General features: G+C 35.5%; 17 protein-coding genes. 15 read left to right on the top strand and 2 right to left on the bottom strand.

Features of this window, described 5'->3' with window-relative positions; all coding sequences use genetic code 11:
• Nucleotides 1–34 precede the first annotated feature (34 nt).
• Complete coding sequence (locus tag SJY44_RS12935; RefSeq protein WP_396590039.1) at nt 35–964, top strand: hypothetical protein; 930 nt, start codon at nt 35–37, stop codon at nt 962–964.
• Here SJY44_RS12935 and SJY44_RS12930 read toward each other — a convergent pair.
• Both SJY44_RS12930 and SJY44_RS12925 read right to left on the bottom strand, forming a co-directional pair.
• Entirely contained in the window at nt 957–1,355 is a 399-nt protein-coding gene (locus SJY44_RS12930; RefSeq protein ID WP_396590038.1) for a VOC family protein, read from the bottom strand. The genes SJY44_RS12935 and SJY44_RS12930 overlap by 8 nt on opposite strands.
• A gap of 3 nt (nt 1,356–1,358) precedes the next feature.
• Nucleotides 1,359–1,994, bottom strand: a complete 636-nt coding sequence (locus tag SJY44_RS12925) for an esterase (protein ID WP_313789622.1) — start codon at nt 1,992–1,994, stop codon at nt 1,359–1,361.
• Nucleotides 1,995–2,067: 73 nt separating this feature from the next.
• Here SJY44_RS12925 and SJY44_RS12920 point away from each other — a divergent pair, with 73 nt between their 5' ends.
• The 14 genes from SJY44_RS12920 (at nt 2,068) to SJY44_RS12855 (ending at nt 18,041) form a co-directional block, all read left to right on the top strand.
• Nucleotides 2,068–2,490 (top strand): hotdog fold thioesterase, encoded by a 423-nt coding sequence (locus tag SJY44_RS12920; RefSeq protein ID WP_298927091.1) that lies wholly within the window; start codon nt 2,068–2,070, stop codon nt 2,488–2,490.
• Entirely contained in the window at nt 2,471–3,532 is a 1,062-nt protein-coding gene (locus SJY44_RS12915; protein ID WP_396590037.1) for a chorismate-binding protein, read from the top strand. Before SJY44_RS12920 ends, SJY44_RS12915 begins: the two co-directional genes overlap by 20 nt.
• 55 nt (nt 3,533–3,587) lie before the next feature.
• Nucleotides 3,588–5,327, top strand: coding sequence for a 2-succinyl-5-enolpyruvyl-6-hydroxy-3-cyclohexene-1-carboxylic-acid synthase (gene menD / locus SJY44_RS12910; RefSeq protein ID WP_396590036.1), 1,740 nt, complete (start codon nt 3,588–3,590; stop codon nt 5,325–5,327).
• Nucleotides 5,328–5,368: 41 nt separating this feature from the next.
• Nucleotides 5,369–5,710 carry a DUF2853 family protein gene (locus tag SJY44_RS12905; RefSeq protein ID WP_298927083.1) on the top strand — a complete coding sequence of 114 codons (342 nt, stop codon included), beginning with the start codon at nt 5,369–5,371 and terminating at the stop codon, nt 5,708–5,710.
• Between the two features lie 75 nt (nt 5,711–5,785).
• Entirely contained in the window at nt 5,786–6,616 is an 831-nt protein-coding gene (locus SJY44_RS12900) for a S1 RNA-binding domain-containing protein (protein WP_396590035.1), read from the top strand.
• 163 nt (nt 6,617–6,779) lie between these two features.
• A complete protein-coding gene (locus SJY44_RS12895) occupies nt 6,780–7,379 on the top strand; it encodes an SPOR domain-containing protein (RefSeq protein ID WP_298927078.1) in 600 nt (199 codons plus the stop codon).
• Between the two features lie 2 nt (nt 7,380–7,381).
• On the top strand, nt 7,382–8,290 hold the full coding sequence (gene menA, locus SJY44_RS12890) for a 1,4-dihydroxy-2-naphthoate octaprenyltransferase (RefSeq protein ID WP_396590034.1): 909 nt from the start codon (nt 7,382–7,384) through the stop codon (nt 8,288–8,290).
• Nucleotides 8,291–8,323: 33 nt separating this feature from the next.
• Nucleotides 8,324–9,079, top strand: coding sequence for a response regulator (locus SJY44_RS12885; RefSeq protein ID WP_298927073.1), 756 nt, complete (start codon nt 8,324–8,326; stop codon nt 9,077–9,079).
• A 559-nt stretch (nt 9,080–9,638) separates the two neighbouring features.
• Nucleotides 9,639–11,600, top strand: a complete 1,962-nt coding sequence (locus tag SJY44_RS12880) for a sensor histidine kinase (protein WP_396590033.1) — start codon at nt 9,639–9,641, stop codon at nt 11,598–11,600.
• Between the two features lie 158 nt (nt 11,601–11,758).
• Nucleotides 11,759–12,811, top strand: a complete 1,053-nt coding sequence (locus SJY44_RS12875) for an o-succinylbenzoate synthase (RefSeq protein WP_396590032.1) — start codon at nt 11,759–11,761, stop codon at nt 12,809–12,811.
• Nucleotides 12,802–13,740 carry a lysostaphin resistance A-like protein gene (locus SJY44_RS12870; protein WP_396590031.1) on the top strand — a complete coding sequence of 313 codons (939 nt, stop codon included), beginning with the start codon at nt 12,802–12,804 and terminating at the stop codon, nt 13,738–13,740. Before SJY44_RS12875 ends, SJY44_RS12870 begins: the two co-directional genes overlap by 10 nt.
• Nucleotides 13,721–14,836: an AMP-binding protein gene (locus tag SJY44_RS12865; protein WP_396590030.1), complete on the top strand. Its 1,116-nt coding sequence runs from the start codon at nt 13,721–13,723 to the stop codon at nt 14,834–14,836. Before SJY44_RS12870 ends, SJY44_RS12865 begins: the two co-directional genes overlap by 20 nt.
• Nucleotides 14,837–14,868: 32 nt before the next feature.
• The gene (locus tag SJY44_RS12860; RefSeq protein WP_396590029.1) at nt 14,869–16,215 is read left to right on the top strand and encodes a M24 family metallopeptidase; all 1,347 of its coding nucleotides are present in this window, start codon (nt 14,869–14,871) and stop codon (nt 16,213–16,215) included.
• An 83-nt stretch (nt 16,216–16,298) separates the two neighbouring features.
• The gene (locus tag SJY44_RS12855; protein ID WP_396590028.1) at nt 16,299–18,041 is read left to right on the top strand and encodes a carboxypeptidase-like regulatory domain-containing protein; all 1,743 of its coding nucleotides are present in this window, start codon (nt 16,299–16,301) and stop codon (nt 18,039–18,041) included.
• The last annotated feature ends 31 nt before the right edge of the window (nt 18,042–18,072 follow it).

The following is an 18,072-nucleotide window of genomic DNA, read 5'->3' as shown; positions in this document are numbered from 1 at the left end:
TTTTAGTTGCCTCATTTAGAAGTAATTTTGCACCATGGTAAAAAACTACATTGCCTTTTTCTTTTTTTCTATTCTACTGATTCCTAGTTTATGGGCTCAGGAGATTCAGATATTTAAAGTCCAAGATTTTGACCTTAATGGAAAGGTGAAGTCATGCTTGGTCATCACGGATTATGGCAAAGAACTTTTTGAGTTTAACAAGGAGGGTTTTTTAACAAAGACAGTTACGCAATACAATGACACTGACCAGGATATTACGTATTACAAATATGATAATGGCGAGCTTCTAGAAAAGCGGATGGAGAGTTATAAGGATAATGTATTGGATGAAACCACATCTATGGCGAATTTTTATTCCATTGATACTTTGTCTCCAAAAAGAATTTTGGAAAAAATTATTTCGTATGATAAAGAGTTTCTGGAACAACAGGAGTATGAATATGATGAAAAAGGAAAACTGACTAAGATTACAACCTCAAATAGTGAAGGGGTAGATGAAACGAGTGTTGAGTATACTCCATATAAAAATGAGCTCACAAAAAGTTTTTTGATAAATGGAATAATGGAAAAATCCATTAGAACATCTGAACGGAAAAATACGAAAGGTACTTTTAAAGTGGTTTTGACCAAAGAATACATTGATGGGGAGTCTAACAAGGCTATAGAAGAGGTGTATGATGTTACAGGAAAACTTGTTTCTAAAGAAGTGTTTTTGCATAGTCCGACCAAGAAAGAATTTGTCTCAGATAAAAAAATGATCTACTCTTATGATACAGATGACATGTTGGAAAAAGTTGTCACAAAGATCTCAAATTCAATGTCTGTAAAAGAATACATCTTTCAGTTTGATAGTAATGCGGAAAAGAATTGGATTAAGCAGATTATTACTCCAGAGAACACGTATACTACCCGTAAAATAACGTATTACCCTGTTGAGGAAACCAAGGAGGAAAATCCTAACTAGTTAGTTGCAGCAAATCCCATAGATTTCCATACAGATCCTCAAACACAACTACCGTCCCGTAACTTTCTTTTCTGGGTTCTTCTTTAAAAATCACACCTTTTTCTTTCATAGTATTGTAGTCTTCCCAAAAGTTATTGGTATGTAAAAAAAAGAATACCCTACCGCCAGTTTGGTTTCCTATAGCAGCTTCTTGTTCAGCACCCACTGCTTTTCCCAACAAAATATTACATTGGGCATCATTGGGAGCAACTAGCACCCATCTTTTTCCATCTCCAAGATTAATATCCTCAACAAGTCTAAAGCCCAATTTCTGTGTATAGAAATCAATGGCTTCATCATAGTCCTTTACAACAAGGGTTACGTTGGCCAAATACCTTTTTGATTCTTTCATTAATTAAATTAAGGTTTTAATTATTCCCGGTTTCATTTCATGACCACCATCAAAACTGATGATTTCCGAATTTTCTTGGAAAAGATGAGTGATTTTATTTTTCTCAGTTTTTAATCGTTCCATATTCATGTATTCATCGGTGTTGCCATATACTATTTTAACTTTGGATGAATTCCAGTCCAAGTAATCAAAATCTTCTTTTTCAAGTTCATTTGGTATACCCCCTGCATAAAGAATAAGCGTTTTAAAATTGATTTTTCTTTGAGTTATCCAACGTGTGGCAATAGATACTCCTTGAGAAAAACCAAATATAATAAGGTTATGGTCTGAAGGTATTTGCTCGGCATCAAAAATTGCATCAATATAATTAATGACATTACTGGTTTCGGTCAATGTATTTTCTTTTGTTAACCAACTGGCCCCAACGTATTTGTATTCATTTTTTAAATAATATTTAGAGGGAGCTTGTGGTGCTATAATGTAGTTTTCTTCAGCGTTTAAATCTTTAAAATACTTTATAAAGTATTTGCTTAAGTACCCAATTCCATGAAAGGCCAACCATACATTTTTTGTTTTAGGAGTTAACGTATTAAGCGTTATATAGGTGTTTTTTGTGGTATATGATACGGTCTTTTCCATTGAATGTATTCTGTCTAGCCTTACTTAATATATTATTGACATAGCTTTCCGTAATTTTACAAAAAATAGAAGGATGAACGAGCATAAAGAGAAAATTCTATCTGTTTGCAATGGTATTTGCAAGGGCACATTGATGGAAACCTTGGACATTACTTATATAGATGTAGGTGAAAATTTCTTAATTGGTAGAATGCCGGTAACCCCTAAGGTACATCAACCTGATGGTGTTTTGCATGGAGGTGCCTCCGTAGCTTTAGCAGAAAGCGTTGGTAGCGCTGCTTCTTATATTTTTTTAGATGGACAGGAGTTTTATGTTAGGGGTATAGAGATAGCGGCCAATCATGTAAAAGGAATACGAGAAGGGTTTGTGTATGCCAAGGCGACCATAATCCATAAAGGGAGGACCACTCAACTATGGGAAATAAAAATCACCAATGAGGAAGGTGATTTAATTTCCAACTGTAAACTCACTACCATTGCCTTACCAAAAAAATAAAGATTTCCATAAGCTTCTTGAAAAGGTCAATCGTTGTTTTGAAAACGACCTTCCTTTTTCTATTTATCGAAAACCACTAGAGAGTCAGGTAATTGGTGTTTTTCAATCCAATGATGAATTAAATAGCACCACCAATTTTGAAGAAAAAGGATTTGTTTTTGCTCCTTTTGATTTAAAGGACAATGCAACCCTGATACATGCTGATGAGGTAGTGGAAGTTCCTTTTAGCATCGAAGATGTAAGTGATAATCATGAAGTATCAACTACTGATTTAGGAAAAGACCATCACCTGGAGCTAGTTAAAAAAGGGATCAATGAAATAAATACTGGGGCACTTAAGAAAGTTGTTTTATCCAGAAAAATAGTAGTAAAACTTTCTAGAAGTCCGGAAGAAATCTTTAATACCCTTTTAAAAAGATATCCCAATGCTTTTTGTTATTTGTTTTTTCACCCTAAAATCGGTGTTTGGTGCGGTGCTACTCCTGAAACTTTAGTGAGGATAAAGGATGAAGTATTACATACAATGTCTTTGGCAGCAACACTTCCAATACAGGAGAACTCTGTGCCCAATTGGGGAAGTAAAGAAATCGACGAACAGAAAATGGTTTCAGACTATGTCAAGGAAAAACTGGTAAACAATTTGATAGAACTGGATATGGGCAAAGCTGAATCCGTTAGAGCAGGAAATCTGTGGCATTTAAAATCGGATATCAAGGGGAAATTGCCTGCCACAACAGGCATAAAGAATATTATAAACTCTTTGCACCCTACACCGGCTGTTTGTGGAATTCCTTCATTACAAGCAAAAGACTTTATCCTAAAAAACGAAGATTATCAGCGTACTTTTTATACAGGATTTCTAGGTGAACTCAACCTTAAAAAAGAACGGGAAGCAAATCTGTTCGTGAACCTAAGATGTATGGAAATCAGTAATGGAAATGCATCTGTTTTTGTTGGAGGAGGAATTACATCAGCGTCCAACCCGGAAAGTGAATGGTCTGAGACACAGAACAAAAGCAAGACCATGTTGAACATCATCTAATTTCATAGTATAGAATTTTAGGGGAATACCTTTTTGAGATGTATTTTTGTTACCAATGATGTACTCAAATATCCCCTCAGCGCAAACGGTTGTTCTTTATTTTAAATCTAGGGGAATTAAAAATATTGTTATTTCTCCTGGTTCCAGAAGCGCACCATTAACACTGAGCTTTACTAAAAACTCTTTTTTTAAGTGCTTTAGCATTGTGGATGAAAGGTGTGCGGGATTCTTTGCTTTAGGAATGGCCCAGCAATTACAGGAACCGGTAGCCTTGGTTTGTACGTCCGGCAGTGCACTTTTAAACTACTATCCTGCTGTTGCGGAGGGATTTTACAGTGATATTCCCTTGATTGTAGTTTCTGCTGATAGACCTAATTATAAAATTGATGTAGGCGATGGACAGACCATTCGTCAAAAAAATGTTTTTGAAAACCACATTGGGTATTCGGCCAATTTGAAGCAAGATGTAAGCCATGTTACTGAGACAGTCTTGTCTTTTTCTGAAACAAATTCTTTAGAAACTCAAGAAAAAATTCAAAAGTTTAATGAAGCGGAACTAGCACTGGCTTTGGATAAAGCAATTTTAGAAAAGACACCGGTACATATCAATATACCTTTTGAAGAACCTTTATATGGCCTTACTGAAAAAGCTAGTGTAAATATCCCAGACACCATGTTTCCTGCTGAAAGCAGTCAAGAAATTGATGATTTGAAGGAATTGATTTCCATTTGGAACACCAGTAAGCGTAAAATGGTTTTGGTAGGGGTAAATCAACCCGACTCAATTGAAAATGAAATTTTGGAAAAGCTGGCAAATGATGACAACGTCTTGGTATTTACGGAAACTACGTCCAATGTGCATCATCCCAATTTTTTTCCGAGTATCGATAGCATCATTGCTCCAATAGAAAAATCAGATAAACGTGAGGATCTTTTTGAAGCGCTTCAACCTGATTTACTAGTAACATTTGGCGGATTGATTGTTTCAAAAAAGATAAAGGCTTTTTTAAGAAATTATAAACCCAAAACACATTGGCATATTGATGGGAAAAAAGCGTTGGACACCTTTTTTTGTCTTTCAAAACATATAAAAGTTTCCCCCGTGGATTTTTTTAGAGCGATGCCAGATTCAAAACCAGGGGCAGATGGCAACTACAATTCATATTGGAGTAGGGTAAGGGATAACTATGAAAGTAAGCGGGAGACATATTTGTCCGAAATAGGTTTTTCAGACTTTAAGGCTTTCAGCCAGATACAACAAAATATACCAAAAGGGTACCAAGTACATTTGGCAAATAGTTCTACAGTAAGGTATAGTCAATTGTTTCCTATGGATAAATCTCTAAAGGTCTTTTGCAATAGGGGTACAAGCGGTATTGATGGCAGTACTTCCACAGCAGTTGGAGCATCTATTTATGAGAAATCGCCAACAGTATTAATTACTGGTGATCTTAGCTTTTTTTATGACGGCAATGGCCTTTGGAACAATTATAAAAACCCGGATTTTAGGATCATACTCATCAATAATTCTGGCGGAGGTATTTTTAGAATTTTACCAGGGCAAGAAGACACGGATGATTTCTCCACTTTTTTTGAAACCACGCATCAACAAACAGCAAGTCACCTTGCTGAAATGCATGGATTTATATACGAAAGGATTGAGAATGAAAAACAATTGAATACTAGCTTGAAAAACTTCTATAATCCCTCGGAAATGCCTAAAATATTAGAGGTAGTTACTCCTCGCCTAGAGAATAACAAAATTTTGCTTAGTTACTTCGATTTTATATCTTAGAACCTAAGTAATATTTTAATCTTTTAAGAACACTAACTACCATGAGTAAAAGAGATGAATTAATTGTAAAGTATGCCGCGGACATTAAAGACAAGTTTGGTGAAACGCCAAACATGGATTTGTTGACCAAAGTGGCCATTGGACTAGGACCAGCTATCTATAATTTGGATGCTTCAAAAGTTTCTGGATCAGATGACAAAGAATTACAGACTGTAAAAAACAACTTCTTGATGAAGAAATTGGGTCTTGCGGATAGTTCTGATTTAATGGATGCAATCAATAGCGTTATTGATAAATATGGAAGATCGGACAAGAACAAGCATCGTGCGGTTATTTACTATATGCTAGCCAAGCATTTTGGTAAAGAATCCATTTACAACTAACATAGTATTATCATGTAAAGAAAGCTGCTGTAAAGCGGCTTTTTTTATACCCATATTTCAATCTACCTTTGTCCTATGATAGAATTAGGAAATTACAACACACTAAAAGTGCTAAGAAGCACAAGTATTGGCTTGTTTCTGGGGGATGAAGAGGGAACAGAGGTTCTATTGCCAAATAAATATGTTCCGGACGATTTTGAAATTGATGGAGATTTAGAAGTTTTTTGCTACTTGGATAATGGTGAACGTCCTATAGCCACAACCCTTAAACCTTTTGTAAAACGAAATGGTTTTGCATTCCTAAAAGTTGTTGAAGTAGGTGCTTATGGCGCATTTATGGATTGGGGTTTAGAGAAGCATTTACTGGTTCCATTTAGAGAACAGGGAGTTGAAATGGAACAAGGAAAAAAATATGTTGTACACTGTTATTTGGATGAAAAAACCTTTAGGTTGACTGGTTCTAGTCGGTTAAATAAATTTCTATCCAATGAAGGTTTTGCTTTAGAAGTGAACAGTGAAGTGGAAATAATGATAAGTAGAAAAACACCTTTAGGGCGCGAAGTCATAATAGAGGATAAGTACAAGGGACTGATATTTGAAAGTGATATTTTTAAACCAATTGCCATTGGAGACAGAATGAAAGGTTACATAAAAGCTGTTAGACCAGATAATAAAGTGGATATTTCCTTGCAGCAAATAGGGGCCAAAATGTTGGAGCCAACCGCGAAATTCATTTTTGAAAAACTGCAAGAAAATAATGGCTTTTTGGCTTTGCATGATAAATCCACTCCGGAAGAAATCAAAGATACATTGCACTTAAGTAAAAAAGCATTTAAAAAAGCAATAGGAACGTTGTACAAAGAAAGAAAAATTACCATAGCAGATGATGGTATTTATCTTTTGTAACTACCTGAAATTAAATATGTTACAGAAATGTTAATTCAAAATGAATTAAATTGATACTGTTAAATTTTTTTCTTAGGTCAAATATTTTACTTTTGTATAAGTAGATAATAACTCACTGACAATTATGCTTTTAGCGTAACGTCGGAACTCATACCCTCCTAATATGCCTTTTATTGAAGAAAGTGATTTGTTGGACCTACACAAGGATATAGACAAGGCCCAGATTATTAACGAAAGACTTTTGGATCAAATAAAGTATAAAAACAAAGATTTACGTAAGGTAAGATTGCATCGTAATATACTGCTCGGCTTTACGGCTCTTTTTGTTGTGGGAACCCTTGCCATCACATCTTTTACTGCTGGCCTTAGCAGTAAAAATTCATTTGAAAATCAAAATAACCTACTGGTTTCCATTGACAGCTTAGATGCTATAAAAACTAGAATTGGTAATCTTAAAGTACAAAATGAAGAGCTTAGCTTGGTTAAGGAATTTTACTTGGCAAAAGCATTTTTAGATAAAGAAAAGGTTTACTCGGTTCAGGTAAAATCATTTGTTGAGAATAATGTTACTTTGGCTTCTGAAGCCCTAACGAACACACTTTTTGTTAAAACCAACCCTTTCTACGCATATTCATTAGGAAACTTTGAAACATTGGATGAGGCTCAATCTTTCAGAAAGCAATTGGTCAATATGGGCTTTAAAGATGCTTTTGTTGCCTCTTACCAAGATGGAAAAAGGGTTAAAATAGAAGACCCTTATTAATTTTGAGAAAAAGTAAGGCTTGGATACAAGCTGCTAGGTTACGAACACTTCCATTATCACTATCGGGAATTATCGTTGGAACTGCATTAGCAGTAAAGCAGGGCTTTTTTGAACTTTCTATTTTTATTTTAGCGCTATTGACAACAGTTGGTTTTCAGGTCACTTCCAATTTTGCAAACGACTATGGAGATGGTGTAAAGGGAACTGATGATGAAGATAGAATAGGACCTGCAAGAGCCTTACAAAGTGGTTTGCTAACACAATCAGGACTTAGAAAAGGTATAGTTGCCTCTTCAATGATAAGTATGCTTGTTGCCGTGGGATTGATTTATTTGGCATTCGGAAAAGAAAACCTTCTATATGTTCTTTCGTTTTTTGTTCTAGGAATTTTATGCGTTTGGGCAGCCATTAGATACACCATGGGCTCCGAGCCATATGGATATAAAGGTTTTGGGGATATATTTGTATTCCTGTTTTTTGGATTGGTTGGTGTTTTAGGAAGTATGTTTCTTTATACAAAATCGCTGGATTGGGTTTCGGTATTGCCAGCAATCACCATCGGATTATTGTGTGTAGGTGTTTTAAACTTGAACAACCTAAGGGATATTTCCTCAGACAAAAAACATGAAAAAAACACACTCGTTGTTAAGATGGGTTTCGAAAACGGCAAACGCTATCATGTTTTGCTCATTACACTAGCTTTTCTCTGCCTTTTGGGATATACTTGGATTGAGAAAATCGGTATTTCCCATGCATTCTATATGTTGGCTTTTATACCTATTATAATACATATCCGTAAGGTTATTATTACAAAGGAACCTGTAAAACTTGATGGAGAACTTAAAAAATTAGCGTTGAGCACTTTCTTACTCTCCTTGCTGTTCTATGTAGCAGTTAATAATTTTTTGTAATTTTGGTTTACAACTCACTAAACCTTACGAAACTTGGAACACCCCATTAAAATACTAATTGTTGAGGACAATGTAATTATTGCAGACGATATGCAATCTATGCTTGAAGAAATCGGGTATGAGATTGTTGACAATGTGATAGTTTACGAACAGGCTGTTGAAGTATTGAAAAATAACCACATAGACCTGGTGCTTATTGATATTATTCTGGCTTCGGATAAGACAGGAATAGACTTAGGAAAGCACATTAGAGACGTATATAACATTCCATTCATCTTTGTAACTTCTAACTCGGACAGAGCCACAGTTGAAAATGCAAAGACAGTTAAACCGGATGGTTACTTGGTTAAACCCTTTGAACAACAGGACTTGTATACCTCAATTGAAATAGCCTTGTCTAATTTCAATTATGCCCGAAAGGAGAATAGTAAAGAAATTACTGGAAACGAAGGTGATACTTTCACTTCCAATTCTGTTTTAAAGGATTCTATCTTTGTTAAGAAACAACATCTATACTATAGGATACAATTTGGTGATATTCAATTCATCAAGGCGGACAATGTATATTTAGAGGTAAATACTGTAGATAAAAAGTTTTTGGTTCGCTCTCCGTTGAAGGACTATTTGGAGAAATTGCCCAAAAATAAATTTTATAGAGCGCATAAGTCCTACATTGTTAATGTGGACCATATTGATGCAATCAATTCAAAAGATATTGTCATAAACAATAACTTGATACCTATATCCAAGGATTTTAAAGAGTTCATAATCTCTTCAATGAATAGTTAATACAAGTTCATTGTAATCATAATTTTAAAAGTGCCTTTTGGCACTTTTTTTATGCAATCATCCCAGAAACATTGAATTACCACAACTTTTGATTAGTTCACAACAATATTTTTCTACTGTGTAGTTATGCATATACTTTAGCAGTGTTATTAATTCAGAAAAGTAATTTTTTCATTTTCATATAGTGTTCTCGTAAAAGGGTCTTGTCAAATTTGACGGGACCTTTTTTAGTTTCAGAAGGTTTGTCAATCCATGAAATGCAAAAAACATCGATAAAAGGGTTTTCACATATGCTTAAAGCCGTTTCACAACAGAAATGGGCACTTTCACAACAATACCGAATAACTCCTTTAGATTGGATTTAATTTTGTGTCTAAACTAGCGTTCTTTATATACAGCAACGATTAGAAAAGTTGCTTACAATAACTAAGGTTTTTGTGTATTGATCATTCAATTTAATAGTAGGTTTTACTACGGTAAAATTGATACAAACAACAGTAAGCATAAAAAAATAATTATAGACTTTCTAAATCTTTCTGCTATTACGCGAGGTATATTAATGGGACGTAACTTAAAAAGAATTTTCTCGGCATTATTTTTTGTTTTTCTATTGAATGCTTCTGCACAGTCTATAGAAAATGAAGAGGAGAGTACTTTAAAAGAGTTCCAAGATACTAATGGCCCTTCAAGCCGGTTCGATGTTTTTTTCAACTCCGTAAATAGATACAATGTCAACTCTGCTTATGATTGGTTAGATACTATCAAGGTATATCTTTCAAATGCTCAAAAGACCAACGATACTATAGCTACCCGTCTTTATCAGGTTATGCAGACACAGGTCTACAATGATTTAGGTGAGTATGATAAGAGTATTGTTTTGGCAAAAGAACTTTATGCTTCCAAAGATTCCTTGGACTCTAATTCAAAAAAGATTGTTTTGGATGTTTTGGATAGCAATTATGCCAACCTTAAACTATACGATAAGCAAATAGAAATTAGGAAGGAAAAACGAGAACTTGGCCTGACGGAAAATGTTGCTTTCTATGATATCTACAGCAATCTAGGATTATACAGAAAAGCTAGAAACCAATATATAATGGAGGTTAAGCCTACCATTGCAGATAATGATTCTTATGGTCTGGCCAAATATCACAGTAAGGTGGGTAACTACTTGAGGTTGGACAACTCTGCCCCAACTGCATTGAGTGAGCTAAAGAAGGCGAAGGCTTATTTGGATGTTTTTCTTAATGATATATCAAAACAAAAGACAGAGGAACAACTTTTTGAAAGTGACTTGTTAAAAGCAGAAATTGAAGGAAACATTGGAAAATGTCATGTCCTGTTGAATCAATATGAAGATGCCATCCCTTTGTTGGAAACAAGTATTGAAGTTTTAACCACCTCTTCAAAAAATGCGCACAAAAGCGAAGTCATTGAGAATATACTTAACCTTGCTGATGCTAATTTACAATTAGAACGATTTTCTGCCGCTAAGAAAAGCTTGAATATTGATTTTGAAAACATAAATACGGTACAAAATATTAAACGGAATAGTTTACTTGCCGCATATTATGACAAAGTTGAAAATTTCAAGAATGCCGCTACGTACTATAAGCGCAACGAAAGAATAAAAGATTCTCTTACCAAAACGCAATCTTCAATTATAAAACAACAATTGGTTACTATAGTGGCCAATGAGGACCTAGAGAATTCGCAGCGATTGATAGATGAACAAAAGCAAATCAATGAGCTGGCGCGTAGTGAAATGAAAGCAAAGGATGAGCGAATCAACTTGGTCTTTATCTCTTTGATTTTTACGTTGCTTGGTTTTGCCGGATTGGTCTATGCGTATTTAAAAAGTATTAAAAACCAACGTTTAATAGCGGAACAAAAACACATTATTGAGAATGCCCTTGTTGAAAAAGATTCTTTATTAAAAGAGATTCACCATAGGGTAAAGAACAACCTTCAAATGGTTTCCAGTCTATTGAGTTTGCAAACCAAAAATACTAGAAGTAAGGCGGCCATAGAGGCATTGGAAGAAGGAAAGAGTAGGGTAAAGGCCATGGCACTTATCCATCAGAAGTTGTATCAAAATGATGACTTGTCTGTTATTGAAATGCAAGGCTATATTGAAAGTTTGATTAACAGCGTGCAGTCAGTTTATAAAAAAGGTGGCCATAACATTACGATCACCATTGATGCTGAAGGCACAGAATTGGATATTGATAGGGCCATTCCATTTGGTTTGATTTTAAATGAACTGGTTTCAAACTCTTTTAAGTATGCCTTTCCAGAAAATGATGAAAACGGAAAAATCTACATCCATCTTCGTAAAAATGGGGAGCAAGGATATTTTGAATATACGGACAACGGGATAGGACTGCCTGAAGATACGGAAGAGCGCACTCATTCCTCTATGGGCATTCGTTTGATGAATAGATTGGTAAATCAACTTCAATCCAAATTGAATATTGATAAAGCAAGCGAAGGAGTAAGGTTCTGGTTCAACTTTAATTAATTCTTATCTTTTTTCCAAAGCGCAACAAGTTTTTCTCTTTTTGCATGCCGTTGCCTTTCCTGCCAGAATCTATTGTTTGTTCAAAAAAGTTCTTAGAAATTATCTAATCCACATTGAATAAAATTCAAGCTAAATATGGTTAAATTTGAAACCATTGGATGAAAGCTACCTATAAAAAGTACATTCTCGAATTTAAAACCCCCAGTGGAACTTCACGTGGTGTGATGACTAAAAAAGAAACATGGTTTCTTATTTTGAGAAATGGAGATACTTATGGAATTGGTGAGTGCGGCATTTTACGAGGGTTAAGTATTGATGATGTTCCAAATTACGAATCTAAACTATCATGGGTTTGCGATAACATTCACTTGGGTCAAGAAGAACTGCTAAAACAGCTCATTGAATTTCCATCAATCCAATTTGGCTTGGAGCAGGCTTTTTTATCCTTCAATTCAGATAATCCATTTGAATTATTTCCTTCGGAATTTACCAAAAACGAATTCCCCATTTCCATTAATGGTTTAATTTGGATGGGAGACGAAGCCTTTATGCTCTCTCAATTACAACAAAAACTACAAGATGGCTTTGGTTGCATTAAAATGAAGATTGGCGCAATTGACTTTGAGAAAGAACGTTCCATTTTAAAATCCATCCGAAAAAATTTCACTCCTGAAGAGATTGAACTTCGAGTTGATGCCAATGGTTCTTTTTCCAAGGAAGATGCGTTAGAGAAGTTAAAACAATTATCAGAATATCATATTCACTCCATTGAGCAGCCCATTAAACCAAATAACTGGCAGGCAATGGCAGCACTTTGTAAAGAGACTCTTTTGCCCATAGCTCTAGATGAAGAATTAATTGGCATCTTTACTGTAACAGAAAAAGAAAGATTGCTACAAACCATTCAGCCGCAATACATCATTTTAAAACCTAGTTTGGTTGGTGGTTATGTAGGATGTAAGGAATGGATAGATTTGGCCGAAAAATATAGTGTTGGATGGTGGGTGACCAGTGCATTGGAAAGCAATATTGGGCTTAATGCCATTGCGCAATGGACTTATTCCTTAAAAACGGATATGCCACAAGGATTGGGTACTGGTAGTTTATTTACCAATAATTTGGACAGCCCATTAGAGGTTTCCAACGGAAAGCTATTCTATAGGAAGGATAAACATTGGAAGACTAATTTAATAGAAGATTTATGTATATAGAACAGGGATACAAAGGCAATATAGGGCTATGGAAATACTTCATCATACCAATATGTTTTATTGGTTTTATGGGCATTAATTATGTAGCAACGGTAACTTCTCCGGTCAGTGTAGAGGACGCTTTGCAACAAATGATTGAACAATTTGGCTCTAATTTAGTATTGATTATTCTTTTAGCTCCTTTGGCAGTTGGCCTTATTGTTGTACTCGGATGGACCTTCTTGGTTCATCAACAATCCATAACATCATTGACTACGTCAAGAAAAAAAGTAGATTGGAAGAGAATCTTTTTTGCTTTCGGATTGTGGGGAGGGTTAACCATTTTATTAACCGTAATAGATATTTACTTTTCTCCAGATAGTTATGAGCTCAATTTTAATATGTCCAAATTTATACCCTTGGCCATTATTGCTATTCTTCTGATTCCTTTGCAGACCAGTTTTGAAGAATATCTCTTTAGAGGACATATGATGCAAGGCTTGGGTCTTTTGGCAAAGAACCGCTGGGTTCCGCTTGTGGTTACTTCTGTTCTTTTTGGATTAATGCATATTGCAAACCCAGAAGTGGAAAAATTGGGCTATGGCATTATGGTGTATTATATAGGAACCGGTTTTTTTCTAGGGATTATGACCCTAATGGATGAAGGATTGGAGTTGGCCCTAGGCTTCCACGCTGCCAACAATTTAATAACCGCCCTTTTGGTTACTGCAGATTGGACTGCCTTTCAAACAGATTCCATTTACAGAGATATTTCTGAACCAGTTTTAGGTTGGGATGCTTTGATTCCTGTATTTGTGGTATTTCCCATTTTGTTGTTCTTGTTCTCCCGAAAATATGGATGGAGCAATTGGAAAGAAAAACTATTTGGTAAAGTACTTACCAAGGAAGAATTTGTAGCTCAGAACGACAGTGAATCTCTATTGGCATAACATACAACCCGCATTTAAATTAAACGGGGTTCATTATAAGCTTGATGAACTTTCAGAAATAGCCTATAGTGTAATAAAGGAAGGTGATTCTTTTGAAGCTTCAATAGGTGTTTTTTTATTGGATTGGTTAACCGATAAGCCAACGGTAGAGGTTTATACTTCTGGTTCTACAGGAAAACCTAAAAAAATCATTCTAAAAAAGGAGCATATGGTCAATTCGGCCATAGCTACCGGTAAACACTTTAATCTTAGTGAGGGGGATACAGCATTGCTGTGTCTTTCATGCTCCGGAATCGCTGGCAAAATGATGTTGGTTAGAGCTATGGTTTTAGGGCTGGCATTGGATTATGTAGCGCCTTCATCAACTCCATTGGCAAATACTCATAGTACATATGATTTTGCAGCAATGGTGCCGTTACAAGTAGAAAATTCTCTAGAACAACTCCCACAAATAGGGACCCTTATAGTTGGGGGCGCTCCAATCGCCAAAAGTTTGAAAGAAAAATTGGAATTGGTTTCGAGTAAGATTTTTGAAACCTATGGCATGACGGAGACCATTACCCACATAGCAGTAAAGAGAATCGGCAATGACTATGTCAAGTCGAGCACGGTCGAGAATCATGTCAAGTCGAGCGCAGTCGAGACTTATTTTACAACACTACCAGGTATAACAGTTTCAACAGATAACAGGGGATGTCTGGTCATCAATGCTCCAAATATTTCAGATGTTGAAATCATCACCAATGATATGGTAGAATTAATAGATGACAACCATTTTAAATGGCTTGGAAGATATGATTCGATTATTAATTCTGGGGGAATCAAATTAGTTCCAGAACAAATTGAAGCAAAACTATCCTCAATAATACATTCACGTTTTTTTGTAGCTGGAATGCCGGATGATACACTGGGTCAAAAATTGATTTTACTTGTTGAAGATGAGCAGGTATCAAAAACTGAGTTATTCAAAAAGATAAATGGATTGAAGGAACTGACGAAATACGAAGTTCCAAAGGAAATCCATCTATTAAAATCCTTTGTTGAAACCGAAAGCGGGAAGATAGATCGTGAAAAAACTTTACTTCAGATTAGTTAAGTTTTGTAAATTCAAACGATAAATCAACTTTTATGAAAAAAATTACCCTTTCCTTATTTATTGCATTTTCTGTTCTTTCCTATTCACAACAAATTTTGCCAGAATCTGAGCGTGCTAGAGTGGTAGACGAAATTTTAGAAGAACGGTTCAACAACTTGCTTCCCAAATTAATGGATGACACAGAAATTGACATGTGGGTGGTAATTTCTAGGGAATATAATGAGGACCCGGTAATAAAAACAATGCTGCCCGCCACCTGGTTAAATGCAAGAAGGAGAACCATTCTGCTTTTTTATAGAGATAGTGCAAAAGGTACCATAGATAAACTGGCGGTGGCTCGTTACAATGTTGGAAAGAGCATTGTGTCCGCTTGGGATAAAGAAAAAGAACCCAACCAATGGAAAAGACTCATGCAGTTGATCGAGGAACGGAATCCAAAAAAGATTGGTCTCAACTTTTCTAAAGATCATAATATTGCAGATGGACTGGACAAAACGGATTATGATGAATTTATGGCCAATCTTCCAAAAAAGTATCAATCCAAAGTAGTTTCAGCTGAACAGTTAGCGGTAAGATGGATTGAAACCAGAACGCCAAGAGAAATGGTGATATATGACCAATTGGTAGATATTACCCATGATATTATTACTGAAGCTTTTTCCGAAAAAATTATAACGGCAGGAGTTACGACCACAACAGAAGTAGAGTGGTGGATGCGTCAAAAAGTTACAGATTTGGGATTGGAAACCTGGTTTCATCCTACCGTAGATGTGCAACGAACTAGCGAGGAACTTGTAGGTCATTTGTATTCATTCTCTGGTAGGCCAGATGATTTAATTATTCAACCCGGTGATTTGTTGCATTGTGATTTTGGAATCACTTATTTAAGACTGAACACCGATTGCCAAGAATTGGCCTATGTATTAAAACCCAATGAGAAGCAAGCACCAGCATTTTTAGTGAATGCCTTAAAAGATGGTAATCGCGTTCAAGATTTCTTGACAAAAAACATGGTAAAGGGCAGGACTGGTAACGAAATTTTGGCTAAAGCGCTACAGGAGGCCAGGGATGCGGGTTTACGTCCTGCAATCTATACGCACCCCTTAGGAACTTACGGACACTCTGCGGGCACTACAATAGGCATGTGGGACTCCCAAGGAGGAGTAATGAAAGATGACGGGGACAATTATCCCTTAAACCCTAATACAGTATATGCCATTGAATTGAATGCTACGGTCAATATCCCAGAATGGAAACGGGATATTCGGATTATGTTGGAAGAAGCTGGATTTTATGGTGAAGATGGCTTTAGATATGTAAATGGGCGGCAAACAGAGTTATTGCTAATACCAAGAGTAAAACTACATTTAGGACATTAAATTCTTATATCTCCCTTGTGTCGTTTTTACAATATGTTGTTTAATTCCTTAACTTTAAGAAGGTTGAATTAAACCGTATGACTATGCGTAAAATAGTATTCTTGACCTTTTTATTACTCACTTCAATCATTTTTTCGCAAGAAGAGATTAAAAAAATCCGCGGAATTATCACCGATGGGTTTGAACCTTTACAAAATGTAAATATCCTTGTAAAAGGAACGGACATAGGAATAAAAACAAATAAGCTGGGTAAATATGAAATATTTGCTAACGAAGGGCAAACCTTAGTCTATAGTTATGTGGGAAAGCAACCCGTTGAGATTATCATTGAAGATGTTACCGAGTTTTTAAATATAGCATTGTATGATAAGGTTGAGGAACTAGAAGGTGTAACCGTAACAAAAAGAAAGCGAAAAACCCAGAAAGATTTACTTAATGAATTTAATGAAAACAAAAACCTAATTAAAACAGGGTTTGGAATACTGGACAAAGAAAGAACGGGATTTTCATTAAGGATTATTGACACTGACGATTTAAATCCTTCGGCAATTGATTTTGTTACTGCGCTTGAGAATAGAATACCAGGAATAAAGGTAGATAGGTCTGATCCTGCACGACCTAAGGTTTTTCTGCCAAGAAAATTTAATTCAATGAGTAATGGAAGACCAGCTGCTTTTGAAGTCGATGGACTAATTACAGCGGATGCTCCTATTTACATTTCTTTGGAGAGTATGGAGCGTATTGCAGTAATAAATACGCCTATTGGCCTCGCAAAATATGGTAGTATTGCGGCAGGGGGATTGATTATTATAAATACTAAAGTTGCAAGTTTTAGCAGGCGAGAGCCTGGAAAGGATAAACCTTATGACCAAGCAAGGTTGCGGGATAATTTTTTTAAGGAAGGGAGTACGGTCAAAAACGAACAACTATCTAAATCAAAATATTTGAACGAGTTCTACTTGGCCACTAACAAACAGGAGGCAAAGAAAGTGTTTGAAGAACAAGAAAAGCGATACTCCAAATCACCTTACTTTTATCTGGATGTTTTTTCGTTTTTTAAAAATGAATTTGATGACAAGGAAGTCCGGAAGGGAATAGGAAAAAAAATTGAAGAAGAATTTGCAACAAACCCAACCATACTTAAAGCATTTGCCTATAAACTTGATGAAGTAGGGGACTTTAAATGGGCTGCTGAGATTTATAAGAAAGTGTTTATTCTAAGACCGCATTATGCGCAGTCTTATATGGATTTGGCAAATAATTATCGTGATTTAAATGATGTAGATAATGCAGCCAGACTTTATGCTAGGTATAATTATTTGGTCGACAAATCATTTTTCAAGAGCTCCGAATCGTTCTCACCAATAATAAAAAAAGAGTTTAACAATCTCCTTGTACATCATAGCACAATTTTAAGTGATAAAACATTTTTAAAAACGGAAGAAGAATTTAAAGGCACCCGCTTAGTTTTTGAATGGAATAACGGTGAAGCCGAGTTCGAACTACAATTTGTAAATCCAGAGAGACAATATTTTACTTGGAAACATACAATGGTAGATAATGCTGAAAGGATTCAGGATGAAAAAATCCATGGCTTTTCATGCCAAGAATATTTAATCTATGAACCTGAAAAAGGAAAATGGAATGTTAATGTGAAGTATTTGGGAAATAAGAGTTTGACTCCCACCTTTTTAAAAGCCAATGTCTATTACAATTTTGGCTCCACAGAGCAGCGCAAGGAAACAAAAGTCTTTAAATTAGAAACCAAAAATGTTAACCGAGCGTTGTTCCAAATCAATAACGGAGTATCCATTTCTTTGAATTAAAATAGAAAAAAGAACTTTTGCTTAATCTTAG

The sequence above is a fragment of the Allomuricauda sp. R78024 genome, assembly GCF_044596045.1.
In the GTDB taxonomy this organism is placed as follows: Bacteria; Bacteroidota; Bacteroidia; order Flavobacteriales; family Flavobacteriaceae; genus Flagellimonas.
The sequence above is the reverse complement of the archived record's forward strand: the minus strand, read 5'-3'. Positions and strand labels throughout refer to the sequence as shown.